This window comes from Lysinibacillus sp. G4S2 (assembly GCF_030348505.1).
Classification (GTDB): domain Bacteria; phylum Bacillota; class Bacilli; order Bacillales_A; family Planococcaceae; genus Lysinibacillus.
In genome coordinates this window covers 4,131,322-4,156,786 of sequence record NZ_JAUCFJ010000002.1, presented here as the reverse complement: position 1 = coordinate 4,156,786, position 25,465 = coordinate 4,131,322, and the positions used below count along the sequence as shown (strand labels likewise).

At 36.8% G+C, this 25,465-nt stretch carries 21 protein-coding genes, 1 riboswitch and 1 other annotated feature; of the genes, 12 read left to right on the top strand and 9 right to left on the bottom strand.

Annotation, left to right across the window (positions count from 1 at the left end; genetic code table 11):
• Window positions 1-49: 49 nt before the first annotated feature.
• Window positions 50-3,217 (bottom strand): transglycosylase domain-containing protein, encoded by a 3,168-nt coding sequence (locus QUF91_RS21075; protein ID WP_289419241.1) that lies wholly within the window; start codon window positions 3,215-3,217, stop codon window positions 50-52.
• Between the two features lie 102 nt (window positions 3,218-3,319).
• Window positions 3,320-3,523 (top strand) — a binding site (T-box leader).
• 74 nt (window positions 3,524-3,597) lie between these two features.
• Here QUF91_RS21075 and tyrS point away from each other — a divergent pair.
• Complete coding sequence (gene tyrS / locus QUF91_RS21070) at window positions 3,598-4,866, top strand: tyrosine--tRNA ligase (protein ID WP_285395404.1); 1,269 nt, start codon at window positions 3,598-3,600, stop codon at window positions 4,864-4,866.
• A gap of 54 nt (window positions 4,867-4,920) precedes the next feature.
• Window positions 4,921-5,343, top strand: coding sequence for a hypothetical protein (locus QUF91_RS21065; protein WP_289419240.1), 423 nt, complete (start codon window positions 4,921-4,923; stop codon window positions 5,341-5,343).
• Here the strand turns inward: QUF91_RS21065 and QUF91_RS21060 are convergent.
• Both QUF91_RS21060 and QUF91_RS21055 read right to left on the bottom strand, forming a co-directional pair.
• Window positions 5,340-6,149, bottom strand: a complete 810-nt coding sequence (locus QUF91_RS21060; protein ID WP_285395406.1) for a cobalamin-binding protein — start codon at window positions 6,147-6,149, stop codon at window positions 5,340-5,342. The genes QUF91_RS21065 and QUF91_RS21060 overlap by 4 nt on opposite strands.
• A gap of 123 nt (window positions 6,150-6,272) precedes the next feature.
• Window positions 6,273-7,478 (bottom strand): iron-containing alcohol dehydrogenase, encoded by a 1,206-nt coding sequence (locus QUF91_RS21055; protein WP_289419239.1) that lies wholly within the window; start codon window positions 7,476-7,478, stop codon window positions 6,273-6,275.
• Window positions 7,479-8,178: 700 nt separating this feature from the next.
• Here QUF91_RS21055 and QUF91_RS21050 point away from each other — a divergent pair.
• The 3 genes from QUF91_RS21050 (at window position 8,179) to QUF91_RS21040 (ending at window position 10,618) form a co-directional block, all read left to right on the top strand.
• Window positions 8,179-8,805: an SLATT domain-containing protein gene (locus QUF91_RS21050; protein ID WP_289419238.1), complete on the top strand. Its 627-nt coding sequence runs from the start codon at window positions 8,179-8,181 to the stop codon at window positions 8,803-8,805.
• 270 nt (window positions 8,806-9,075) lie between these two features.
• Window positions 9,076-9,834: a hypothetical protein gene (locus tag QUF91_RS21045; protein WP_285395409.1), complete on the top strand. Its 759-nt coding sequence runs from the start codon at window positions 9,076-9,078 to the stop codon at window positions 9,832-9,834.
• Between the two features lie 451 nt (window positions 9,835-10,285).
• Entirely contained in the window at window positions 10,286-10,618 is a 333-nt protein-coding gene (locus QUF91_RS21040; protein WP_289419237.1) for a histidine kinase, read from the top strand.
• 311 nt (window positions 10,619-10,929) lie between these two features.
• Here the strand turns inward: QUF91_RS21040 and rpsD are convergent, their stop codons facing one another.
• Complete coding sequence (gene rpsD, locus QUF91_RS21035) at window positions 10,930-11,532, bottom strand: 30S ribosomal protein S4 (RefSeq protein ID WP_197144667.1); 603 nt, start codon at window positions 11,530-11,532, stop codon at window positions 10,930-10,932.
• Window positions 11,533-11,984: 452 nt separating this feature from the next.
• Here rpsD and QUF91_RS21030 point away from each other — a divergent pair, with 452 nt between their 5' ends.
• On the top strand, window positions 11,985-13,865 hold the full coding sequence (locus tag QUF91_RS21030; RefSeq protein ID WP_289419236.1) for a sensor domain-containing diguanylate cyclase: 1,881 nt from the start codon (window positions 11,985-11,987) through the stop codon (window positions 13,863-13,865).
• Window positions 13,866-14,025: 160 nt separating this feature from the next.
• On the opposite strand, the gene QUF91_RS21025 is transcribed toward QUF91_RS21030, so the two are convergent.
• On the bottom strand, window positions 14,026-14,505 hold the full coding sequence (locus QUF91_RS21025; RefSeq protein ID WP_289419235.1) for a GAF domain-containing protein: 480 nt from the start codon (window positions 14,503-14,505) through the stop codon (window positions 14,026-14,028).
• Window positions 14,506-14,528: 23 nt separating this feature from the next.
• Window positions 14,529-15,323 (bottom strand): histidinol-phosphatase HisJ, encoded by a 795-nt coding sequence (hisJ, locus tag QUF91_RS21020; protein WP_289419234.1) that lies wholly within the window; start codon window positions 15,321-15,323, stop codon window positions 14,529-14,531.
• Between the two features lie 498 nt (window positions 15,324-15,821).
• Here hisJ and ezrA point away from each other — a divergent pair, with 498 nt between their 5' ends.
• The 5 genes from ezrA to QUF91_RS20995 all read left to right on the top strand — a co-directional run bounded on the left by ezrA (window position 15,822) and on the right by QUF91_RS20995 (window position 21,217).
• Window positions 15,822-17,516: a septation ring formation regulator EzrA gene (gene ezrA, locus QUF91_RS21015; RefSeq protein WP_289419233.1), complete on the top strand. Its 1,695-nt coding sequence runs from the start codon at window positions 15,822-15,824 to the stop codon at window positions 17,514-17,516.
• Between the two features lie 118 nt (window positions 17,517-17,634).
• Window positions 17,635-18,099: a GNAT family N-acetyltransferase gene (locus QUF91_RS21010; RefSeq protein WP_289419232.1), complete on the top strand. Its 465-nt coding sequence runs from the start codon at window positions 17,635-17,637 to the stop codon at window positions 18,097-18,099.
• 393 nt (window positions 18,100-18,492) lie between these two features.
• Window positions 18,493-19,650 carry a cysteine desulfurase family protein gene (locus tag QUF91_RS21005; protein ID WP_289419231.1) on the top strand — a complete coding sequence of 386 codons (1,158 nt, stop codon included), beginning with the start codon at window positions 18,493-18,495 and terminating at the stop codon, window positions 19,648-19,650.
• The gene (thiI, locus tag QUF91_RS21000) at window positions 19,650-20,858 is read left to right on the top strand and encodes a tRNA uracil 4-sulfurtransferase ThiI (RefSeq protein ID WP_289419230.1); all 1,209 of its coding nucleotides are present in this window, start codon (window positions 19,650-19,652) and stop codon (window positions 20,856-20,858) included. The genes QUF91_RS21005 and thiI overlap by 1 nt, the downstream gene beginning before the upstream one ends.
• A gap of 140 nt (window positions 20,859-20,998) precedes the next feature.
• Window positions 20,999-21,217, top strand: a complete 219-nt coding sequence (locus tag QUF91_RS20995) for an alpha/beta-type small acid-soluble spore protein (RefSeq protein WP_285395419.1) — start codon at window positions 20,999-21,001, stop codon at window positions 21,215-21,217.
• 80 nt (window positions 21,218-21,297) lie between these two features.
• Here the strand turns inward: QUF91_RS20995 and thiE are convergent, their stop codons facing one another.
• From thiE to thiM, 3 genes are read right to left on the bottom strand one after another with little or no spacing between them, the layout of a single operon-like run.
• A complete protein-coding gene (gene thiE, locus QUF91_RS20990; protein WP_285395420.1) occupies window positions 21,298-21,930 on the bottom strand; it encodes a thiamine phosphate synthase in 633 nt (210 codons plus the stop codon).
• Entirely contained in the window at window positions 21,920-22,750 is an 831-nt protein-coding gene (gene thiD / locus QUF91_RS20985; RefSeq protein WP_285395476.1) for a bifunctional hydroxymethylpyrimidine kinase/phosphomethylpyrimidine kinase, read from the bottom strand. Before thiD ends, thiE begins: the two co-directional genes overlap by 11 nt.
• Complete coding sequence (gene thiM / locus QUF91_RS20980; protein ID WP_285395421.1) at window positions 22,750-23,505, bottom strand: hydroxyethylthiazole kinase; 756 nt, start codon at window positions 23,503-23,505, stop codon at window positions 22,750-22,752. The genes thiD and thiM overlap by 1 nt, the downstream gene beginning before the upstream one ends.
• A 92-nt stretch (window positions 23,506-23,597) precedes the next feature.
• Window positions 23,598-23,696, bottom strand: a riboswitch (TPP riboswitch).
• Between the two features lie 187 nt (window positions 23,697-23,883).
• Here thiM and mbcS point away from each other — a divergent pair.
• On the top strand, window positions 23,884-25,458 hold the full coding sequence (gene mbcS, locus QUF91_RS20975) for an acyl-CoA synthetase MbcS (RefSeq protein ID WP_285395423.1): 1,575 nt from the start codon (window positions 23,884-23,886) through the stop codon (window positions 25,456-25,458).
• The last annotated feature ends 7 nt before the right edge of the window (window positions 25,459-25,465 follow it).

The window sequence follows — 25,465 nt, the reverse complement described above, 5'->3', positions numbered from 1 at the left end:
AAAAAACAGGCATACTACAATTTAAAAGTAATTGTAGTATGCCCATTTATTATTGGGTTGGTGGCGGAGGAGGTTGAGTTGTATTTCCGTTGTTTCCTCCGTTAGAGCCATTCCCGTTATTTCCGGAGCCACTGCCGTTATTGGAGCCGTTTCCGTTATTCCCGGAGCCGCTGCCGTTATTGGAGCCGTTTCCGTTGTTCCCGGAGCCACTGCCGTTATTGGAGCCATTTCCGTTGTTTCCGGAGCCACTGCCGTTATTGGAGCCGCTTCCGTTGTTTCCGGAGCCACTGCCGTTATTGGAGCCATTTCCGTTGTTCCCGGAACCATTGCCGGTATTTGAGCCATCTCCATTATTACCACCAGAACCATCGCCATTTTCTGACCCGTTACCATTATTGTCCGAATCATTTTCGTCAGTAGGTGGAGTTGTTGGTGGAAGCTTTTCTTCCTTGTCTTTTTGTTCAGGTTCTTTTTTACTTCCGCTTCCACCAGTAGAAACGACATTGGATTGCGGTGAAGTTAAACCTGTAATGTCTACAGCGACAACAGCATAGGCTTGCCCGCCTGCAACCCTCATACTTTGTGATGATTCAGGTACTGATCCTACAAGTGTTCTACCACCGTTTGTTACGTTATAGATCCGATAACCGACTACATCATTTGAAGAGCCTGACCAAGATAATGTATTGCCATTAATCGAAGCACTTACTGCTCCAGGAGAATTACGGTCTGCTGGGAAATTAACAGCTGATACTGATGAATTCGATAATGACGAATTTTTTGGTAATAGGCTTGCCGGATTACCGCCAAGTGGACCTAGCATTCGTTTAATAAATGCCTGATTAATACCTGCACCGCCTGCTTTTACAAATTCTCGTGGTGTACTAGGAAGTGCATTGTATGTTTTACCCTTAATCGTAACTACACTAGAAGAAGCTAAGCTATCATCTGGCCGCGAAGGTAAAAATACTTTCGCATTAAACAAGTCAGAGCGCACGAGACCAGCATTCGCACATGCTGCAGAAGGCGCTAAACCAGAAATACCGCAGAATGATGCAGTCACAACGTTTTTAGGTGCCTTAAAGCTAGTATTAGGGTCAATTAATTTCGGATCTACATCATACACAGAATTCATCAATGTTCCCCATAGCTTGTTAATACGCACACTAGGTTGCTGATACGTATTGTTAAATGCATACAGTGATTGATTTTGATCATAACCCATCCATACTCCAAGAGAGACATTCGGGTTATAGCCGACTAACCAAACATCTTTATAGTTTTGTGATGTACCAGTTTTAGCAGCGAAGTCAGAAGAGAATTTTAGTGTATTTTTTGCAACTGTACCCGTTCCTTGTGTTAACACATCTCGCATCATATCTGTAACGATATAAGAAGTTTCAGGACTAAATACTTGTTCAGGTTTAACTTCGTGTTTATAAATAATATTTCCATCTTGGTCTTCAATTCTATCAATCATATAAGCGTCGATGAATTGTCCACCGTTTGCAAAGGTTGCGTAGGCATTGGTGTTCTCTTCAACAGTAATACCTTCTTGAACTCCCCCAATCCCAGCTGAAAGGTTTGTAAAATCATCTGGCTGTAAGGTTGTGATCCCCATTTTTACTAAATAATCAGCAGGACGTTTGTTAAGAATATCGTAATATAGACGTAAAGCTGATAAGTTTTGTGAACTCGCTAATGCCTCACGTGCAGGGATAAGCCCTCGTTCATCGCTAGCAATATAGTTGCTCGGACTCCAACCACCAATAGAGAATTTTACGTCAACTAATGGGCTACCTGCACCGATTACACCGTACTCTATTGCAGGTGCATATACGAGTAAAGGCTTCATTGTTGAGCCATTTGAGCGTTTTGCCTGTGTAGCATAGTTATAACTTTTTAATTCAAAATCACGACCACCGACAAAGCTTAAAATACGTCCAGTATTATTTTCAATTAAAATACTTCCGACCTGTACAGGCATCTGAACTTCAACTTCTTCACCTGTTGTAGGGTCCTTTTCTTTAGCTGTATACGTATGACCGTAATATTTAAAGTTTTCCGCTGCTTTTTGCATCGCATCGTACATATCCTTATCGATTGTCGAATAAATACGATAGCCTTTCGAACGGACATCGCGATCTGCTAGGATCATATACTTATCTTTTAATTTTTTTTCATTCTTTAAGCGTTCTGGATCAATACCATCTTCTTTTGCTAATTTTTCAGCAATAATTTCTTTCGCGCGACTTTCAAGCTCATAAGTTAGCCATGGGTAGCTATCCTCAGCGTGTATCTCTGGTGCACGGAAGTCAGCAGTGATGTCATAAGCGAGCGCTTCGTTATACTGAGCTTCGTTAATATAACCTGCGTCTTTCATACGATAAAGAACAGTTTTCATGCGATCAATGCCAGGTTGAAGAGCTTCTTCACTTTTAAGTACGCCTGTATTTGTAAAAGGTGTGTAAGTAAAAGGTGCTTGAGGAATACCAGCTATGTACGCCGCTTGTGGAAGCGTTAAATCCTTCGCTTTTACGCCGAAAATACCTTCAGCAGCTGTTTCAACTCCAGCGATATTTCGACCTGAAGAGTTACGACCATATGGAATAATGTTTAAATAGGCCTCTAAAATTTCTTCTTTTGTCATAAAGTGCTCTAAACGCATAGCAAGTAAAATCTCTTTTGCTTTCCGTTCATAGGATACTTCATTTGTTAATACTTGGTTTTTAATAAGCTGCTGTGTTAGCGTAGAACCCCCTGTTTGAGTAGAAGAGTTTGTTACGTCTTGAAGAAGCCCGCGAATAACGGCCTTCGGAACTATTCCGTTATGTTCACGGAAATACTCATCCTCTGTCGCTAATACTGCATTAACTACATCTGGTGAGACATTATTTAGTGATGTTTCACGACGTTCTAAATCTGTACGTAATTTTCCGATATAAATATCGTCGGCAAAATAAATCTCACTAGTTGAATCGTAGTTAAAAATTTGAGTTCGTAATTCATCTTTAGAGCGCAACGGCTCTTCTTTTACGAGTGAAGCGAAATAGCCAGCACCAACTGAACCGACAAATACAGTGCCTACCAATGCAAAGATTAAAAATAGTAAAAATAAATTCCAGATAACACTTCCGGAAATGCGTAATTTCTTCATCCATTTTCGTACTAATAATTCTTCGATCTTTGCATTGATTTTCTCAATCCAATCTTTCAATGTATCGACCTCCTAAAATCTTGTTTATTATAGCACATATTGTTTTGGCTCGAACATAGTTATTGACAATGAAAAAGAATCGTATAAAATAATGCTTATAGTTTTCTAGTGAAGAAGAGCTTGCAGTAGTGTCTATATTCCCTGTTTAGAGAGCCGGCGGTTGGTGAAAGCTGGTCATAATGTAGAGACGAATTACGTGCTTGGAGCTTAGACGTGCGCGCCTGCGATAAAGGCGGTTGAATGAAGAGGAAGATGGATGACATCTTCAAGCCGGGTGGTACCGCGTTAGTGATTAACGTCCCTGCATGCAATGTTTTTGCGTGTGGGGACTTTTTTGTTTCTCCCTACACGAAATTATTAAACACATAGGAGGAATAAAAATGACGAACGAATTATTACAAGACTTAGAATGGCGCGGATTGTTATATCAACAAACAGATGCTGAAGGTATGACCAAATTATTAGATGAACAATCTGTCTCTTTATACTGTGGTGTTGATCCAACTGCGGATTCCATGCATATTGGGCATATTGTGCCACTTTTAACACTACGTCGATTCCAAAAAGCGGGTCACCGTCCAATTTTGTTAGTTGGTGGTGCGACTGGTATGATTGGAGATCCGTCAGGTCGCTCTGAAGAACGCCAATTACAAACAGTTGAGCAAATTGATAAAAACGTTCAAGGTATCCGTAGCCAATTAGAGCGTATTTTTGACTTTGCAGAAGATGGTAATGGTGCTCAGTTAGTTAATAACCGTGACTGGATTGGTAATATAAATACGATTGAGTTTTTACGTGATTATGGGAAATTAATTAACGTGAACTACATGTTAGCAAAAGATACAATTGCATCACGCCTAGATACAGGGATTTCATTTACTGAGTTTGCGTACACGTTAATTCAAGGTATTGATTATAATCACTTATACAACCATTACAACTGTCGCATTCAAGTAGGTGGCTCTGATCAGTGGGGGAATATTACAACTGGTTTAGAAGTTATTCGCAAAACACATGAGGAAGAGACAAAAGCCTTTGGTATAACAATTCCTTTAGTAACGAAAGCAGATGGTACAAAATTTGGTAAAACAGCTGGTGGTGCTGTATGGTTAGATGGCAAGAAAACTTCCCCATACGAGTTCTATCAATTCTGGATTAATGCTGCGGATGCTGACGTTGTAAAATACTTAAAAATCTTCACATTCCTTTCTCGTGAAGAAATTGAAGCTTTAGCAGTATCTGTAGAAGAGGAACCACATTTACGTAAGGCACAAAAAGCGCTAGCTGAAGAAATGACTCGCTTAATTCATGGTCAAGAAGCATTAGACCAAGCAATTCGTATTACAGCTGCTTTATTCTCTGGTGACTTAAAAGCACTTTCTGCTGATGAAATGAAGGATGCGTTTAAAGATGTTCCTTCTATTGAAATGGCGAAAGAAGATAAAAATATTGTGGACCTATTAGTGGAAGCTGGTATTTCACCTTCAAAACGTCAAGCTCGTGAAGATGTAACGAATGGTGCGATTAGCGTTAACGGTGAAAAGGTCACTGAATTAGAATATGTCATCGACGGTAAAGATCGTTTAGAAGATGCATTCAGCATTGTTCGTCGCGGTAAGAAAAAATACCATATGGTGAAGTTTGTTTAATTCAGACTTATACAACAATACGACATCCCCTCAATATTTGAGGGGATGTCTCTTTTGGATGAAAATAAAATGGTTAAGGAAATCTCTAGCCGCTATGCTAGAAGATACAAGATAAGTAAAATGGTTGATCTTCGTTACGGTAGGGTGACTCCTTGGGGATCAGCGTCACAGTTGAGACCCTGCAGCGAAGCGGATGTTTTTGCGAAAGCGAAGCGACAGCAACAAATGTTTTATCTGTGCGAAAGCGAAGCGACAGCAACAAATGTTTTGTCTGTGCGAAAGCGAAGCGACAGCAACAAATGTTTTGTCTGTGCGAAAGCGAAGCGACAGCAACAAATGTTTTGTCTGTGCGAAAGCGAAGCGACAGCAACAAATGTTTTATCTGTGCGAAAGCGAAGCGACAGCAACAACAACAAAGCGCCCGCCGGAACGGAAATCAACCCCTCTCTTTGCAGAAGAGCCATACTTTTATTTTAGCAATCTAAAAAACTTGGAAGCTTTATGTGCTTATATTCTTTGGGGTGAAGCATATTCGCAAGCTTCAATGCACCCTCTATTAGGCGTGGTGATGGGCGACAATAAAGCCATTCCTCCATTACGTGAAGCCGTTTCATTTTAACGGCTTGTAGCTCCTGCGCATGTGAACGTTTTAATAGATTGGCTGGTTGAATACGCTCAAACGCAACTCCTACCCAAGCCATCATAATATAGTCGGGATCGCGCCTCACTACATCTGCCCAATCAGTTTGCACGCTAGCTAATTCCACATCTTGAAACAGATTTTGCCCACCAGCAATAGCACTAATTTCAGTTAACCAATTAATTTTACCTGGTGTGAAAATAGGGTTTGGCCACCACTCCCAATAGAGGGTAGGTTTTTTAGAAATCGTTTGTGCAACTGAGTGAAGACGTTCGATACATTGTAAATATTCCTCAGAAATTTTTTTAGCACGGTCTTCAACTCCGCAGGCTTTACCTAATGTATGGAGATCTTGAGCGATTTCCTCTAATGAATTGGCATTAAAAACAATGTGAGGAATATTTCTAGCTTGTAACGCTTCAATATTTTTCTCCATCCCAGGGACACTTAAGGATGCAAGTACAAGATCAGGCTGTAATGCCTCTAATGCATCCATATCAATTGATAAATCGGGGCCAAGCTGAGGCAAGTCTTTTACGGCTAAGGGCCAATCCGAAAAATCATCGACACCAACAAGCTGATCAGTCAGCCCTAAATAAGCAACAAGCTCGGTATTACTAGGGCAAATTGAGATTAAACGCATATTCATATCTCCAATTCTTTTTAAGAAAAGTATAGCGAGTGTTGGGGACACATTCAATGACTGAATTTGTCACTCAACAATAAAAAAGGCATGCCTCCGAGAGACATGCCTTTTGATTACCTTTTAAGAAAGTGCGACAGCTTCAAGTGATTCTTCTTTTTTCGCTACAGGGCCCATCGCATTCGTAATAATTTGTTTAATGTCCTCTAAAGTTGCTTTACGTGGGTTTGTTGCAGCACATACATCTAACATTGCATTTTTCGCTAAGATTTCAATATCCTCATCCTTCGCACCTAATTCGCGGAAGCCACTTGGAATGTTTAGGTCGTTAGACAGATTTTCAATTGCTGTAATTGCTTTTTCAGCAGCATCACGTTTACTTAATCCTTCAACGTTTTCGCCTAGTAATTCAGCAATTTTAGCAAAACGCTCTGTGCGTGCAGTTAAGTTGAAGCGGGAAACATGTGGCAATAAAATAGCATTACATACGCCATGTGGTAGATTATAGAATCCACCTAATTGATGAGCAATAGCATGTACGTAACCAAGTGATGCATTATTAAACGCCATGCCTGCTAAAAATTGAGCGTATACCATTTGCTCACGTGCTTCTAAATCTGCGCCGTTAGCATAGGCACGTGGTAAATATTCAGGAACTTGCTGAAGTACCTTTTCTGCACATGCATCAGTAATCGGTGTTGCGTTTGTTGACACAAATGATTCGATTGCATGTGTTAATGCATCCAAACCAGTTGCCGCAGTTAGAGCAGGAGGTAAGCCAATCATTAACTCTGGGTCATTAATCGATAATAGTGGAGTAACGTGTTTATCAACGATGGCCATCTTCACTTTACGCGCTGTATCCGTGATAATTGTGAAGCGAGTCATTTCACTTGCCGTACCAGCAGTTGTGTTGATAGCGATTAATGGCACCAATGGGTTTTGTGATTTATCAACGCCTTCATAATCATGAATGCGTCCACCATTCGAAGCAATAAGTCCGATACCTTTTGCTGCATCGTGTGCGCTACCTCCTCCAAGAGATACGATAGAATCACAGTTTTCAGCATGATACACTGTAACTCCATCTTCAATGTTTTGATCTGTTGGATTCGGTTCCGCTTTCGGGAAAATTGCTACTTCAATTCCAGCAGCTGTAATGATGTTAGCAATTTGTTCAGAGAGACCTAATTTGTGTAAGCCCTCATCTGTTACGATTAATGTCTTTTTCACTTCTAAATCATTTAAATGTTTACCAACTTCTTGAATTGCTCCAGGTCCAAATAAGTTTTTTTTCGGCATGACAAATTGCTTTAGAACGTCTGACATATTTCCAACCCCTTTAACAAAATTGTTATTGCTTGAATGATGGCGAACCACCTTTCGAAATTCATGTTATTCTATTCCTTGTAAAAGTTCAACTCGTATTTTTATTAAAATTGTTAATTTTGTTCATGTTATTATTTTACAAAAAAGTTAACGGAATTTCTGGGTTGATGGAAGCTTGAATTGTCTAGAGATATTTATTTGAAAGCGTTTTAAAATTGTTTTCTTATGAAAGTAAAATATATTTTTTGGAAGTTGGTTCTATTTTTAAGAAGGATTGAATAGTAAATAACTGATATTTTGTTTTTATTATAAAAGTAGTGGTTATGTTGTTTTTAAATTGCGTAATTACTATTTTAAAGTACAAAAAACCGCTGCAAATTATCGGAATATTTAATTAATTTTAACTCTTCACCAAAACGTGTGGTTGATTTCCGTTCCGACTGGGCGCTTTCCTGGGGGCGTCCGATGAGCTAGCTTGGGTCAACAGATCTTTTATGTGCGAAAGCGTAGTGTTGACGTAGCGACAGAACTTTGCAAATATGTCTTGGGCTATATGACTGGGATTTAACGGACTAAATATTAAATTAATAAAGTAAAAGGTAGCGTTTTTTTTTGAGCGTGGTTTTTGTCATTCTTTATATTTACATTAGTGACATATGATTCCAATTGAAATATGATAAGTATGAAAGGGGTCGCTAATATGGAGAATAATAATCAAATCGATGGTAATGTTATCCATGCAACTGGACAAAATAAAGAAGTGAAAGACATTGATGTCTTTTATGAGTTGTTAAGAAGGTTGGATATAACAAGAAGAGCTAGAATAAAAGCATCTACTAGATTACGAGAGAAGCATGAATTTTACGAAAAGACATCATATTGTTACTCCATAGTTATTTTAGTGTTGTCAATATGGTTTATTGATAGTTCGGGTGATATAACAAAAGTGTTATTAATCGCTTCATTATCATTAACATTCTACACAATGTTTTTAGGGATAAAAAATTATAAAGAGAGAGCAAGTAATTTCGAAAATAACTACCAGCAATTAAATGAATTACTGAATAAAATGCAAAGACTAGAGGCTGATAAACACAAAATTACTCAGAATGTATTAAAAGAACTTCATCGAGAATACGAAAAATTAATTATCGATAAAGAAAATCATTTACCTATTGACTTTATGATGTGTAATTCTGAAAACGAAACTAGATTCAAAAATGAAATAAAAAGATACAAAAGAATCGATACAGCGAAAAAAGAAAGTATATTAATTTTTCCGTTTATATTATTAGCCATATTTTTATTCACTGAGTATCTCAAATGAGATGCTTTTTTCTGTAAAAAAAACTTTTCATCATTGAGTTGGGAGTTCGGAAACTCATGAAAGTTTTATATGCCATTAAGTCTGGTGGATGTATCAAATGGGCTTTGCGAGTAGAACTATGAATTGTAGAGGTCGATAATTTCTACAAAGATAGAAATCTAAAGAACTGACAGTCTCTAGTACATTAAGAGTCGTATTTGTAGGAGCCTATAGTAAGGCGGTCGAGTGTCCTATAATTAAGTTTTCTAAAATAAAGCGAGGGGAAGAATAATGAAAAAATTATTTGTTATGTTACTAGCAGCATTTGTATTTGCAGTAGTAAATCCAACAAAATCAGAAGCAAAAGTGATGTATGATGGAGCAGAAGTTGTAAAAGGGCAAACAGGAAAAATGACCTTTAAAAAAGATATCAAGGTGTACAAGAGAAATCCAGATGGTACATTTGATTCGTTAGTGGTTAAGCGAAATAACTTTTTTAGAACGTATGATATTGAGAAATATGATGGTAAAACATTCTATCAAATGGGGCAATATCGGGTACAAGCAACGGATTTGGTAGTTTTCAAAGAAGTACCAATAGAAATTCGTTCATCTTTCTATAATAACCCAACTTATATTTATATTAATCGTGATGGTATTGCTAATAATTACGGACATTACTTCAGAGAACAAGATTACTGGAGTATTTCTTACTGGAATACAAATAATGGACAACAACTTAATTATTGCTCTGGCGATAATGATGGTACTTACGATCCGTGTATTTATTATCTTGGTACAGACCTTAAGATCTCTGAGACAATATCGAGAGAAAGCAATGTGCGTTATGAGATAACTAAAGATGCCGAAGGGAAAACCTATCCATTAAAAGAATCAAAAACTGAAAAAATTATTAAAAAGGGAAGTGTTGTTTATTCATGGGGTGATGAAATTAATGGTTATCTGCTTGTGCACAATGGCTTAGAAGGAGATGACAGACAATATATTTGGCTTCCGGTAGATTTATTAAAGCCAGTTAGAGATAAGTGATAGATTAGAAATTATATAAAGCCCTCTTATTCATGTATATACAATTGTCGATAAAAAGCAAAAACCCTAGAGAACCTTGATATAAAAGGATGATAATAGACCAGTTGCAGTAAAGTTTGATAAATGGTTTTCTAAATGGGAACCTAATGCAAGTTATGAATATGATTATCACTGGACACCTGGACTTGGATATATCTACGCTTCCACAGGTACAATGTTAAGAGTTCAATCGTTAGGTACTAATAGTACTGTAACTGATATAAACTATAACGTTCACTCTGGAATTATATCAATGGTAAGTTTTTCAATTAATAATTAATTGTATTATTATAAAATTTCTTTATTGTTAAATTGGTAGGTAAAGACACTAAAATCGAATTTTTATAGTTTAAAAAATTGTAATTATTAATAAATATAGTCTTGATACTTGATATGGCGGAAGGAGAGGAAAATGAAAAAAATAATTATCTTTAATCTATTATTTTGTATAATAGTCATTTTTGTTAGTTACAATTATTTTAATTCTAAATCTCGAAACGCTATCGTATACAACTATGTGGAAAACTATATTGAAACTAACTATGGCATTGGTAGAGAAGATTTAAAATCTGAAGAAAACAATTACCGAAGAGGAATGGCGTTGTTTGAAATAGAAGTTAAAGATATAGTAACTAAAAATTATTACTTTTTTGAAGTGAAAATTAGAGATGACTATTCATTAATTTCTATAAAAGATCTTTCTGAGCTTAATCGTAAAAATTATCAAAAAAATCAATCTGATTAAAGAAAGTTTATTTCAACAGGTATCAGCAATATTTTGAGAAAGTTTGTATGGCACACTTAAATAATAGCGGTGATTGCCAGTAGTTTAGAAAAAATATATGGTTTAATTATGGATTAAAGTAGGATATTCACTCATCACTATAAACACACCGCCAGGCTATTTTATTTACCCTAATTTAACCCTATACCAACCTAACATAAAGAGTTTAAATATATTTAATTGCAAAGTTTCACAAAAGAAAAAAGCCTCGGAATCCTTGAGTTAACAAGGTTTCTAAGGCTTTTTGTGTTGCTAAATGCAACGAAGTTTTATTAACGAGAGTAGTACTCTACGATGAATGCTTCGTTGATTTCAGCTGATAATTCAGAACGCTCTGGAAGGCGAGTGAATGTACCTTCTTTTTTGTCAGCGTCAAATGTTAAGTAGTCAGGTACGAAGTTGTTTACTTCGATTGCTTCTGTTACTACAGCAAGGTTTTGAGATTTTTCACGAAGAGAAATCGTTTGACCTGGTTTTACGCTGTATGATGGGATATCAACGCGTTTGCCATCTACTAAGATGTGGCCGTGGTTTACTAATTGACGAGATCCACGACGAGTACGAGCTAAACCTAAACGGTAAACTAGGTTGTCAAGGCGAGTTTCAAGAAGGATCATGAAGTTTTCACCGTGTACACCTTTCATTTTACCAGCGCGGTCAAATAGAGTACGGAATTGACGTTCGTTCATGCCGTACATGTGACGAAGTTTTTGTTTTTCTTGAAGTTGTAAACCGTATTCTGATAATTTTTTACGTTGGTTTGGACCGTGTTGACCTGGTGCGTAAGGGCGTTTTTCGATTTCTTTACCTGTACCGCTTAGTGAGATACCAAGACGACGTGATAATTTCCAAGATGGACCTGTATAACGAGACATATTGTTGTCTCCTCCTTTAAATTTGGTTTTTTTGTTGTAAAACAAAAACCAGTAGTACCCATTCCTATACGCATTTTATTTTCATGTATTTTCGCCTATGCAGCCGTTAGGTTACACAATACACCATCTACTCTGTTAGTTACACTAAATGAAATAGAGGAATAAAATACAGTAATAAGCTCATACCACTGCTGCGTTTATTTTACACAAACTTCATTGTAACTGCTTATTACATAGACGTCAATTATTACACTGACTATTTTTGAAAAAGACTTATAGTAAGAAATTCCTCTATATACAGTTCACACTACTTCAAAATAGTTAATGATACAGTGAGAAATGGAAAATATAAAAGTGAACGAGAATAACATAGTCAAAATGACACAAAATATGTATAATATACTATAAGTTAATAGTAATTGATTTGGACGTTATATAGAAAAGGTGATTTCATGACAGACCATTTACAAACGCTAAAATATATACAATCAGATGTTTTGAGCTTTTGGGTGAGTTCTAAAGAACAAGCCGGTTTTAATGAGTATTTTTATTCATTGAAACAGTGTCTAAAGAAGCACTTGGGAATTGTAAATGCGGCTTTTCTCAGTTTTGAAAGTAATTCTTTAATACCTGTTGAAGAGATGGCTGCTTTAACAATCGAAACAAAACTAAATGCTGTGTCATGGCTAATGATTGAAGCAAGTTTTTATCAACAAAATGTGGTGAAAATTCCTTATATATTTAAAGAAAAAGAAGCTTATACGATGATGACTGATTTGGTCCTTTTTCAAGCAGAAGGCAAAACCCCAATTGGTGTGCTACTTATAGAAGCGACAGATGCTTGGACAGATTTTATGACTTCGGATTATGGGGAAGAGTTTGTGGAAACACTTACGAAGATTCTTCAGATGATCAGAGAAAATTTAGAAGTAAAGGCGAATGAAGATCAATATAGAAAATTGTATAATATGACAGATTTGTTTCATTCCACCATGGATATTGATTTAATTTTAGATAATGTCTTAAAAAATATTAAGGATAATTTTCCTGAGTTTAATGTGGAGCTTATACTATCGAATGATCAAGACCGCCATACGACTATCGATATTAAGCTTTTTGATTATTTATCTGAAAGACCTGCAACTATTGAGGCTTTTGTCTCAGGAGAGCTGACAACGGAGCTCGCAAGCGATTTGAATTGTCGATTATTGAACGCTCCAATAAAAGGTAGACAAGCTATTTATGGCATTTTGCAAGTAAGTGCACCTACAACATATCTTTTTTCAACGACTGAAAAGGATTTTATACGTATGCTGGCACAAGCATCTGGAAACGCACTCGAAAATGCAAAATTGTATCATCAATCGCATCGCCTCGTAAGTGACTTACAACTCATCAATGAAACATCGCATCGTTTAAATATGAGGATTGACATTCATGAAATGTTACTTTTTCTACAAAAACAGTTAATGAAATCCTTTCAACCAATGGAAGTTTGTTTCGCTTTTAAACATAATGACACTTTTGAAGTGACAGATGCTAGTACGGCTTTATTCAATTCAGAGAAGGGTCAAACATATATAAAACATGTCGAGCAACATTTTGAACATACCAATGATCCACTGTTTATTGCCGACTTTAGTCGATTAACCTCTAATCAAATTGATTATCGTTCAATTATGGCAATCCCAATCTTAATGGAAGAAAAAATTAATGGTTTTAGTATTGTGTTACACAAGGAGCCGTATTTCTTTTCGTTTGATAGCTTTAAATTAATGCAATCATTAATCCATCACTCTTCTTTAGCGATTGCAAACTCTATATTACGAAATCAACTTCAAGAAATGGTGGATTTAGACCATTTGACAAAACTTTATGCAAGAAGTTATTTAGACCAATATGTAGAGAAATCGCTTGAAAATGATCAATCAGGAATGTTTTTACTCATTGATATTGACAATTTCAAACGCATTAATGATACGTATGGTCATCAAATGGGTGATAAGGTTCTTATGCAAATTGCGATCCAGTTAAAAGAAACGATTGGAGCTCGTGGCATTTGTGCACGTTGGGGTGGAGAGGAAATGTCCGTGTATGTCCCAAATATTGATGAGAAAGAAGCAATCGAATTGACAACAGCGATTGTTGCGGTAATTCCAAATGCAACGGATCCTCAGGTGACAATTTCAGCAGGTCTCATAACATGGGATGAACAGTACCGTCCGGCGTTTCAATCAGTTTTCCTACATGCAGATACAGCGCTATACGAAGCTAAAAACAGCGGGAAAAATCGATTTTGTATTCACGATCGATCCTGCCAAACAAATTCATAATATATATGAAAATATAGCCATCTTTATCCCGCATTAACTGACCGTAATAATCAGTTAGGGATGGAGAAAACCCCCACACGAATTAAAGTTTCACATATAAATGAATTGCCCTGAAATGGCCATTATTAAACCATTTCAGGGCAATTTTTTTAGACAATCTTTATATATGAAGGAGTAAGGTCTTTACGAAGAGTTCTAAACCTTCTTGATCTTCCTTAGAAAAACGATTGACGATTGGACTGTCGATGTCAAGAACACCAAGTACCTCTCCTTCTTTTATCAAGGGAATAACGATTTCGGATTGGGAAGCGGCATCGCAGGCAATATGCCCTGGGAAGGCATGGACATCTTTGACCACCATTGTTTCTTCTTTTTCTACAGCTACTCCACAAACGCCGCGTCCAATTGGTATTCTAACGCAAGCAGGTAAGCCTTGGAATGGTCCTAATACGAGTTCTTCTCCCTGTAATACATAAAAACCAACCCAGTTAATGTTTGTCAGAAATTGATTCAGTAATGCAGAAGCGTTACTGAAATTGGCAATACGATCGGTTTCTCCTGTCAGCAGTGCATCTAATTGTTTTGCTAATGAATCATATTGCTCGGCAATTGACCCTTCATAATTAATTTGTGTAAACATAAAACACCTCGTTTGAAAGTTAGTTATTTTGGATAAATGACTTGATAATGTTGATGTAAATCAGTAACACTGTGAGCATCTGAACCGAAAACAATTGGTAGCCCAATAAATTTACTATAATCAATGAAGGCAAATGGTGGATAAGGTTCCTGACAATATGTTTTACTTAATCCAGCGCTATTTAAATCAAGCGCATAGCCTTCTTCCTTCATTAAATCTAAAACTTCTCGAATTCGCGCAGCATCATCGATTTTCATCGTATGTGCTAATTGAAATTTGTGAATAAGTGAAGGGTGCCCAATGCGCTTAGGCTTGAATTGCCCTAAATTTGCCTTAATGGATTGTAGGACAGTATCGTAATATAAATCATATACTTGTTTAATAGAGCCCACTTTTTTTGAAAAAGCCATAAAACTTTCTGGAGAAAAATCTATGCATTCAAAGGTATTTTGCCATTGTAAAAAATGGACGGATAAAATAGAGTCATCTAAAAAATGTCCATATGTATCAAGAAATTGAAGTGTTTCATGTTCAAAGCCTTGAATATAGTCAACCTCTAGACCAATGTCAATGCGAATGTCTTGTGCGTACGCCTTTTGAAGGCTCTGCAAATCTTCAAAATAAGGCATTAAAAAGTCAGGATTCATACCACTATCTTGCTGTGGTGTAGGGTCTACAAAACTCAATGGTAATGGTGCATGTTCTGTGAAGGTAATATGTGTAAAGTTATGAGCGATTGCTTTTTCAATATATTGTTTAAATGAATCTGAAGTACCGTGTGGACAATATGGGCTATGAATATGGCCGTCACGTTTCATAAAATTACCACTCCTTTAGCATTTGGATAATAACACTTTTTATTACGCCAGTTGTTCAAAATTTAAGTAATTGTCCTATTGAAAAGGGATAAATACACAAAAACACTCAAATTTTAGTACAAAAGGCGAAAACATAGTATATAATGAATACAACTAGCCAATTCGTTTATCTTCATTCAGCAGAAGACTTCCACATCTCAAGGTGATGAGATGAATGCAGATGGGGTTTCTTTTCAGTGGTATCCAAACACCTACTGAATGAAGATAAAGCCTCCGGCGGATGTCATGGATATTGAAAGAAATGAATGAAAGGATGTTAGCTTAAAACCTTCGCATCCTGCGAAAACGGCTAACTGACCTGCATCGGTAAAAACACCACGTTCTGTGGCATTACCGAAATGACCGACATCGTGTCGGCCCTCGTGCAGGCCTGGGCACAATTCAAATCCAGACGCAATTACGCCAAGGCGATATTGATTGTAGAATAGGGGGCTTACGATGGAGTATATCATCATTCCGGTTATCCTACTATTAATTTTAGCGATAGTAGGATTTATGATGCGACGAAAACATACAATAATTATTGCTGAACTTGAAAATGAAAAATCACAAATACAAAACAATCCCATAAATGAAGAAATTTCAAAAGTTAAATCTTTAAACATGAACGGTGAAACAGAAGAGATGTTTGAACGATGGCGTAATAGTTGGGATGAAGTCATCGATGTACATATGACAAAAGTTGACTCGCTTTTATTTGATGCTGAGGATCAAATAAATAGACTTCGTTTTAATAAAGCAACATTAATTGAACGAGAGATAGAAGATTACATTCAAAAGTGTGAACAAGATAAAGATAAAATCTTAGAAGAACTTAATGAATTAATTGGTAGCGAAGAAAAAAATCGTATTGAAATTGAACAATTAAAAGAATATTATCGCTCTGCACGTAAAACGTTGTTAGCGCACCAGCATTCGTTCGGCGTAGCATTACCTGCGCTGGAGAAAAAGCTAGAGGGGTTTGTTCAAAAGTTTGAAGAATTTGATGTGCTCACAAATGAAGGAAATTATTTGCAAGCGCGAGAAATTGTTATTAGCTTAAATCAAGAATCTCAACAGACATTTGAATACATTAATGATGTACCAACAATTTTGACGGAATTGCAAGTAAAGCTACCAGGCGCTGTACAGGAATTACGCAGTGGTCAGCGTGAAATGGAAGAGCAATCCTATTATTTACAGCATTTAGAGCTAACGAAGGCGCTGGATAAATTTGAAGAGGAATTTGCAACATTAAAAAATGAATTAGCAGAGCTTAATTTAATCGTTGTTAAGCCACGTGTTGCTGAAATAAATGACGAGATTGATCAATATTACGATCTGCTTGAAAAAGAGGTTATTGCTAAAAATTATGTTGACCAAAATTGTGATCGTTTATTAAGCTTAATCACTAATGTTATTGGTTCCACAAGATTAGTAAGTGATGAAGCAACCTTTGTACAGCAAAGCTATCATTTAAATGAAAAAGATGCAGAAATTCCAAAAGCGGCATTAAAGCAATTAGAGGCTTTACAACGTCGCTATGATTTATTGGCGATGCGTGTTAGAGAAGAAAAATCTGCCTACTCAAGTTTGCAGGAAGAATTGATTGAAATTAACGATGAGCTTGAACGTATTCATGAGGAGCAAGAAAATTTATCGAATACGATGAAGAGGCTACGAATTGATGAAAACAAGGCTAGAGCGCAAGTAGAAAATTTAAAGAAAATATTACAAGAAACAGACCGATTATTGAATAAAGCTAATATCCCAGGTATCCCTGAGGAGATGGATGCACGTCTAGATGAGGCAGCAGAGCACATTTATGTAGTTATGCAAAGCCTGCAAGAGGTACCTCTGAACATGGGAACGGTTCATAATAATTTAAATGCTGCAACACTTTGTGTGGAGGATGTAAAGGCAAAGTCACATGAATTGATTGAAAATGTAATGCTGATTGAACGTATCATTCAGTATGGTAATCGTCATCGTGCAACAAATCCAAAATTGAATAGTCGTTTAAAAGAAGCAGAAGGATCTTTCAATCAATTCCGTTATTCAAAGGCATTAGAAGAGGCTGGAACGGCAGTTGAAGAAATGGAGCCAGGTGCTTTAAAGCGAATTCAAGAACTTGTAGCAGAAGAAACAAAATAGTTAAGTATAATAAAGAATACATCAGCTGTCTAAAAAGGTATAGTTATTACTTTTTAGACAGTTTTTTTATTAAGATGCGAGATTTTTTCTAATATGAAAAGGGCTAAGGTGATCCAAAATGCAATTTTATATTCGGGAAATGAATGAAATTTATGCGACTGACATTTTGAAGTGGAAATACGATGAACCATATGATTTTTATAACAATGAACTAAACGATGAATCTTTAAAGGAATTACTAGATAATCCATATTATTCAATTGTCAATGATAAAGAAGAGCTAGTCGGTTTTTTCTGTACAGGAACATCTGCACAAGTACCTAAAGGACATGACTATGGCGCGTATTTAGATGCGTGCATTGATATAGGTATAGGAATGAAGCCTGAGCTAACAGGAAAAGGTTTTGGTACAGAATTTTTTTCATTTATCTTAAATCAGTTACAACAAGAAAATTATAGTCCTCTTCGTCTAACAGTAGTTACATTTAATACAAGAGCCATTCACCTATATGAAAAATTAGGCTTTGAAAAAGTTATGGAATTTACAACACCAACTGAACTTATAACAATGAAGAAAGGTTAAAAATAAGCGTGTTGACTAAGGTTTATTATTGTGAAATCCGCCTTCAATATGGTGATAAAATCTTGAGGATCAGTGTTACAGATGAGACCCCGTAGCGAAGCGGATGTTTTCTGTGCGAAAGCGTAGCGGCAGCAACAACAAAAGTGGCTCATCGGACGCCCCAGTCGGAACGGAAATCAACTCCATGTTATTACAATGCAAAAACCTAAATTTTTACATTGAAACTTTCATAGTTAATGTCTTAGATGCCACTCTAAAAGGGTGTTTTTTTACATTAAAAGCAAACAATTGAGTGATTAAATTAGTATAATTGTTAAAGTTAGTGGTCAATTACATGAGATTGCGTTATGATAAATACCGTTAAATCAACGTTTTGAAAGTGTGTGAATATTAATGGAAGTTAATACAATCTATTTAGACAACAGTGCAACAACAAAACCTTTAAAAGAGGTTATGCAAGCATTTATGGTAGTGAATGAGCAGTATTATGCCAATCCTGCTTCCATTCATGCAATGGGTGTTGAATCGAACGAATTATTAATGCGTGCACGTGAGCAAGTAGCAGATATTTTGCATACAGAAGCAAAAAATGTGCTATTTACATCAGGTGGTACTGAATCCAATAATGCAGCTATTTTAGGTTTAGCACGTAGTAATACACATAAAGGGAACCATATTTTAACAACTGAAATTGAACATCCATCTGTGATAGAATCCGTTAAGCAGCTTGAACAAGAGGGTTTTGATGTAGAATATTTACAGGTAGATAAAAATGGTGTTATTTCTTTAGAAGAGCTTCGCGCAAAAGTGCGTAAGGATACCATTTTAGTAAGCATGATGCATGTAAATAATGAAATGGGTGCTATCCAACCAATTTTTGAAGCAGCAAAAATTATTCATGAATCAAGTCGTGCAGCTTTTCACGTGGATGCTGTACAAAGCTTTGGGAAATTACCGATAGCATTTAACGATGATGAAGGACCAGACTGTATTTCAATTTCTGGTCATAAAATTCATGGCTTTAAAGGCTCAGGTGTATTAGCATTCCGTAAAAAAATGAAATGGCAACCGTATGCACTTGGTGGAGGACAGGAGTTTGGTTTACGCAGTGGAACAGTAGCTGTCCCTCAAGCTGTGGCCTTATCCAAAGCAGCCCGAGTAGCTGTAGAGACGATGAATGACCGAACAAAAAAATACCGTCGATGGTATGAAGAAATATGCACGCAATTACATGGATATGGGGATGCCGTGCATATTTTGTCAACGCCACAAGGAGCGGCACATATTTTATCTTTTAGTATTCGCGATTTAAAAGGTGAAGTCATTATAAATGCATTGCAAAAACGCAATGTTATTGTTTCGACATCGAGTGCTTGTTCATCAAAGCAAACAAAAACAAGCCATGTTGTAGAAGCTCTAAATCTTGATGAGCATTTTAAAAAGGGTGTCATTCGTATAAGCTTTGGCGCGTATGTAACAGATGAAGATATAGTAAAGTTTAAACAAGTATTAGATAAAGTATTGATGGAACTTAAAGGAGAATTTAAATAATGATTTGGAAAGAAATTTTAATTCGATATGGCGAGCTTTCTACAAAAGGTCGCAACAAAATGGATTTTATTCGTCGCTTACGTGAAAACATTCGTCACGCGTTCGCTGATTTAGGACATCTACACATTCGTACAGAGCGCGATCGTATGTTTATAGCTATACAAGATGAAACACAAATGGATGCACTATTAAAAGGATTACCTCAAATTTTTGGTATTCAATCATTCAGTCCTGTGGCAGCGTGTGAAAAAGATATAGAGGCCATGAAAAAACTTGCGATAACTATTATGGATACATTTAAAAATGAACAGCGTACTTTTAAAGTAGAAGTAAAACGCACAGATAAAACATTTCCTCTAGAATCACATGCCATTCAACGCGAAATTGGTGGTTATGTTTTACCTCAATATCAAAACTTATCGGTAAAAGTGAAAAAGCCTGATATCGAGCTTCGTGTAGAGGTGCGACATGATGCTACATATATGATGGCACAAGTTATTCCGGGTGCAGGTGGAATGCCTGTAGGCTCTAATGGTAAATCTTTATTAATGCTTTCTGGTGGTATTGATAGTCCTGTTGCTGGTTATTTAATGATGAAACGAGGAGTGCGCTTAGAAGCGATTCACTTCTTTAGCCCACCGTATACAAGCCAAAATTCATTGGAAAAAGTAAAGGTACTTGCTAATGAATTAACGAAGTTTGGAGCAAGTATTCGTTTACATGTTATTCCTTTCACTGAAATTCAAGTTCTTATTAAAGAAAAAGTACCTTCAAATGTATCAATGACAACAACTCGCCGTATGATGCTAAAAGTTGCTGACAAAGTACGTGAAGAAATTGGTGCATTAGCTATTGTTACAGGTGAAAGTCTTGGACAAGTAGCGAGTCAAACTCTTGAAAGCCTTACAGCTATTAACGCCGTAACGAACACACCGATTTTACGCCCATTAATCTCATCAGATAAATTAGAAATTATCGATATTGCAGAGAAAATTGGCACATATGAAACGTCTATTCAGCCATTTGAAGATTGCTGTACAATTTTCACGCCTGCAAGTCCAAAAACAAAGCCAAAGCTTGAAAAGGTTGAGCATTATGAAAGCTTCTCGGATTTTGATGAATTAATCGAACGAGCAGTGAAAAATCGAGAGGTCTATATTTTCCCGAAAAAAGAGCAAGAAGCAGATAAATTTGCAGATCTTCTATAGAAGAAACTTGCGAGCCGACTCAAAAATCCATTTGAGTCGGCTTTTTAATTTGGCTTCCTTCCGAGGTACAATTTACCTATAAAATTTTTGTATTAAAAATCTAATATCGCACATTCTATATTCACAAGGAGGTGAGAGACATGGCGAACAACACAAACCGCAGTTCAAACCAGCTTGCAGTACCTGGTGTACAACAAGCGCTTGATCAAATGAAATACGAAATTGCACAAGAATTTGGTGTTCAATTAGGAGCTGACGCTTCAGCTCGTGCTAACGGTTCCGTTGGCGGTGAAATCACTAAACGTCTTGTACAAATGGCAGAATCTCAATTAAAAGGTATGCCAAACAACAATCAATAATTGCTTAATTAGCAATTATTAAACTTAAAACCAGTGACCGTAAAAGGCACTGGTTTTAGTTTGTTTAATTTTTTATTTTTTTATCCCCCAAATGATTTAAATGTAGAGATTGTATTTGAGATATCCTCACTTTCGCAAATCGCAGAAATAACAGCTATTCCATCCGCGCCTGCTTTAAATACCGTATGTGCATTCGAGCAATTTATGCCTCCAATTGCAACGATAGGGAGCTCCGGATATCGTATCCGAACTTGCTCTAAAAAATTAGTTCCACTAGGTGGGTTAGCATCGCTTTTAGAGGTGGTTGCGAAAATAGGGCCAATTCCTACATAGTCAGCCCCATATTGTAGGGCAGTTTGTAATTCAGCTTGTGAATGAACAGAAACACCTAAAATCATGTTACCAACTTTTTCGCGTACCAGCGACACAGGTAAATCCTTTTGTCCAATATGAACACCATCAGCTCCAAGCTTTACAGCAAGCTCTACATCATCATTGACGATAAACGGAACATTATATTGTTGACAGAGCTTTTGACAGTCTCTTGCAAAACTTTCATACGCTTGTCCAGTGAGAGCATTTGGTCCTTTTTCACGAAATTGAAACATGGTAATTCCGGATTGTAGAGCCTTCTCTAAAACGTTTAGTGGCTCCTGATTTAAAACATTAAGAGTACCCATAATAAAATATAACTGTAAATCGTCACGTTTCATGAATGATCACCTCATAAGAATCCTTAAAGTTTTGATAAGCAAAATGATTTGTTGGACCATGACCATGACCATGACCGAGAGATAAATCATGAGTTATGGCTAATTGAATAAACTTTTTTGCTTCCACAATCGCTTCTTTAATGGGAAGCCCACTTCCAAGAAAAGCAGTTAGTGCAGCGGAGAACGTACAGCCTGTACCATGTGTATTTTTTGTAGCAATACGAGTGGACTGCATGGAAAATGATTGACCATCTTGCAAAAATACATAGTCAATAGCATAATATTTATCGGCTAAATGACCGCCTTTAATAATGACACATTGAACGCCCATTTGTAAGAAGATGTAAGCCACGTCCTGAATATCTGCCAACGTTTTAATTTTTCTTCCAGAAAGTGTTTCAGCTTCAGGTATGTTCGGTGTTACGATTGTTGCTAAAGGAAGTAAATACCTACGTATTGCAACAATTGCTTCTTGCTGTAATAAGCTTTCGCCACCTTTTGCAATCATGACTGGATCGACAATTAGTGGAATATTTACTTCGGCTAAAATATGTGCGATTGATTGAATTATTTCGGAAGAAAATAGCATTCCTGTTTTAATAGCACTAATTGAAAAATCCTCGATTAGTGCTTTAAGTTGTTTTTCAACAAAGCTAACTTCAATTGGTAAGACATCCGATACACCAAGTGTGTTCTGGGCAGTTAAAGCTGTAATAACAGACGTTCCAAACACCTTTAATTCCTGAAATGTTTTTAAATCAGCTTGTATGCCCGCACCGCCACCACTATCTGAACCAGCAATTGTCGTTACAATATGCATCATTCTTCACCATCCTTGGAAAGACGATGTAGTTCATTCAATATTGTTATTTGAAAATCGCCAATGTAATGAGTCGCAGAAGCGGCTTGTTCTGCCACTTTTTTATAAAGCGATAAAGTATCGACCAATTGGTAATATGGTTCATTCCCTGCGGTGTAGGCGGCGCAACAAATAGCACTTAATAAGCAGCCAGTTCCAGTGACTTCTGTCATTTGAGAATTTCCACCTGTAACCCATTGATGCTGTTTGCCATCAGTAATAAAATCCTTTTCACCGGTCACAATAACAATACAATTGTAGAGTTGAGCTATTTGTTTTGCCTCAACTTCTAATGAAATTGAACCAGTACCACTATCTACGCCTTTTTGTTGCCAGTCTACATTGGCAATCGCTGCAAGCTCTCCGATATTACAACGAATTGCTGCAAATTTTATTTCCGCCAATAATTGCTGTACCGTCTGTTTACGGTAAGAAGTTGCACCTGCAGCAACAGGATCTAAAACAACGGGAATGCCCTGAGCATTTGCCTTTTTTCCTGCAAGTAGCATTGATTCTTTCATCTGTTCATTAAGGGTACCGATATTTAACAATAAGCCTGAAGCAATAGCGACCATTTCTTCAACTTCATGACTGTCATCAGCCATGACTGGCGAAGCGCCTATTGCTAATAAGCCATTTGCTTGGAAATTTGCCACAACATAATTGGTAATGCAATGAATCAGTGGATTTTGTTTACGGATATTTTGAATAATCAATTTAAGTCCTCCTCTAATGGATGGACGTAAGCATGCAAAAAAGGCCCTTTTTCGTGCAGAAAAAAACACGTAAAAAGAGCCTTTCATCAATGAATTAGATGTGAATTGCTCCCTACGTCAGTATTAACTAACAGGTTCAAAGGGTCAGGTTTTACCTTCTCAACTCTAAATGAGTCCCCCTGCAATCTTGCTTTTAGTTGACCAAAATGTACCATATTTTTCTTTAGTGTTCAATAGAGAGTTTTTTTGAACTAAGACGTGACTGATGCCATATAGCAGAGCATGATAGTTGTCATGACTTTTTAAAATTGAGTGCCTTTCATTGAAAATGATAAAAATTGAGTTTTATAATGAGCATAGCAAAAGGGGGCATTTGCCATGAAACGACAAGATTTAATCGCACCAGAGTGGTATAACATTTCAGAGGAAATCGAAAAATATGCACAGGATTCTACAAAAAATGCATTGATCGTTTATAACGAAAATGAGGAAATTCAATACATTACATATGCTAGTTTACTTGAAAAGGCGAATCAGGCAGCACATGTATTTACATCTTATGGTTTAACAAAAGATGATGTTATTTTAGTCATGGTACCAAGATCAGTTGAAGCGTATATCGTTTATCTTGCGGCCTTAAAGGCGGGGCTAACGATTATACCAAGCTCAGAGATGTTGAGAACTAAAGATATTGAATATCGAATCAATCATGCTAATGCAAAAGGCGTTGTTGCATTTGAGCCTTATGTTGAACAATTTGATGCTGTTCAAAATTCACAAGGCATACAGAAATTTGTCATTGGCCATGCACATGAATCATGGCAGCCGTTGCTTGAAAAAATGCAAAGCCAACCAACAACCTACATAAGTTCTACACCTACTAGAAGTACTGACATTGCATTTTTAGCCTATACGAGTGGTACAACAGGCAATCCAAAAGCAGCCGTACATACACATAGCTGGGGTTATGCACATTTACGAACAACTGCACCGAATTGGTTAGGTGTTCAAGAAGGTGACATAGTTTGGGCTACAGCAGCTCCAGGCTGGCAAAAATGGATTTGGAGTCCGTTTCTCGCTACATTAGGAAGTGGTGCAACAGCATTTGTCTACAAAGGTCACTTTGATGCGACAACATACCTCACGCTGCTTGAAAAATTCCATATTAATATTCTGTGCTGTACACCAACCGAATATCGATTTATGGCAGCACTTGAAAATTTACAAGATTTCAATTTAAGTGCAATTCGTCAAGCCGTGTCAGCAGGCGAGCCTTTAAATAGTGAAGTGATAAAAGTATTTTCGGAGGTCTTGAATTTACAAGTGCGAGATGGTTATGGACAAACAGAAAATACGTTACTTGTTGGTACAATGGTAGGAATGAAGGCTAGAATTGGCTCAATGGGTAAACCTACTCCGGGAAATACTGTTGAAATTATCGATGATTTTGGAAATCCAGTTGCAATTGGAGAAGTTGGAGATATTGCTGTACACCGTGAAACACCCGCGTTATTTAAAAAATATTTAAATGATCTAGAACGTACAAATTTACAATTTAGAGGCAATTGGTATATTACCGGAGATCGTGCATATAAAGATGAAGATGGTTATTTTTGGTTTGAAGGACGCGGAGATGATATCATTATTTCGTCTGGCTATACGATAGGACCATTTGAAGTAGAAGATGCATTATTGAAGCATTCAGCAGTTAAAGAAACTGCAGTTGTTGCGAGTCCAGATGAGGTTCGTGGAAATATTGTGAAGGCATATATCGTGCTCCATGATGGAGAAATTGGTAATGAAGCACTGATAAAAAAACTACAAAACCATGTGAAGACTTTAACAGCGCCATATAAATATCCTCGCGCGATTGAATTTGTAACGGAGCTACCAAAGACTTCATCAGGCAAAATTCGTCGTGTCGAATTACGTGAGCAAGAAAAAAATCAATAGAGCAGAC

Bases quoted from the DNA above. Each gene is read 5' to 3' on its own strand.
- tyrS (WP_285395404.1), top strand. From the start codon at position 3,598: ATGACGAACGAATTATTACAAGACTTAGAATGGCGCGGATTGTTATAT.
- QUF91_RS21060 (WP_285395406.1), bottom strand. From the start codon at position 6,149: ATGCGTTTAATCTCAATTTGCCCTAGTAATACCGAGCTTGTTGCTTAT.
- QUF91_RS21055 (WP_289419239.1), bottom strand. From the start codon at position 7,478: ATGTCAGACGTTCTAAAGCAATTTGTCATGCCGAAAAAAAACTTATTT.
- QUF91_RS21050 (WP_289419238.1), top strand. From the start codon at position 8,179: ATGGAGAATAATAATCAAATCGATGGTAATGTTATCCATGCAACTGGA.
- QUF91_RS21045 (WP_285395409.1), top strand. From the start codon at position 9,076: ATGAAAAAATTATTTGTTATGTTACTAGCAGCATTTGTATTTGCAGTA.
- QUF91_RS21040 (WP_289419237.1), top strand. From the start codon at position 10,286: ATGAAAAAAATAATTATCTTTAATCTATTATTTTGTATAATAGTCATT.
- rpsD (WP_197144667.1), bottom strand. From the start codon at position 11,532: ATGTCTCGTTATACAGGTCCATCTTGGAAATTATCACGTCGTCTTGGT.
- QUF91_RS21030 (WP_289419236.1), top strand. From the start codon at position 11,985: ATGACAGACCATTTACAAACGCTAAAATATATACAATCAGATGTTTTG.
- QUF91_RS21025 (WP_289419235.1), bottom strand. From the start codon at position 14,505: ATGTTTACACAAATTAATTATGAAGGGTCAATTGCCGAGCAATATGAT.
- hisJ (WP_289419234.1), bottom strand. From the start codon at position 15,323: ATGAAACGTGACGGCCATATTCATAGCCCATATTGTCCACACGGTACT.
- ezrA (WP_289419233.1), top strand. From the start codon at position 15,822: ATGGAGTATATCATCATTCCGGTTATCCTACTATTAATTTTAGCGATA.
- QUF91_RS21010 (WP_289419232.1), top strand. From the start codon at position 17,635: ATGCAATTTTATATTCGGGAAATGAATGAAATTTATGCGACTGACATT.
- QUF91_RS21005 (WP_289419231.1), top strand. From the start codon at position 18,493: ATGGAAGTTAATACAATCTATTTAGACAACAGTGCAACAACAAAACCT.
- thiI (WP_289419230.1), top strand. From the start codon at position 19,650: ATGATTTGGAAAGAAATTTTAATTCGATATGGCGAGCTTTCTACAAAA.
- QUF91_RS20995 (WP_285395419.1), top strand. From the start codon at position 20,999: ATGGCGAACAACACAAACCGCAGTTCAAACCAGCTTGCAGTACCTGGT.
- thiE (WP_285395420.1), bottom strand. From the start codon at position 21,930: ATGAAACGTGACGATTTACAGTTATATTTTATTATGGGTACTCTTAAT.
- thiD (WP_285395476.1), bottom strand. From the start codon at position 22,750: ATGCATATTGTAACGACAATTGCTGGTTCAGATAGTGGTGGCGGTGCG.
- mbcS (WP_285395423.1), top strand. From the start codon at position 23,884: ATGAAACGACAAGATTTAATCGCACCAGAGTGGTATAACATTTCAGAG.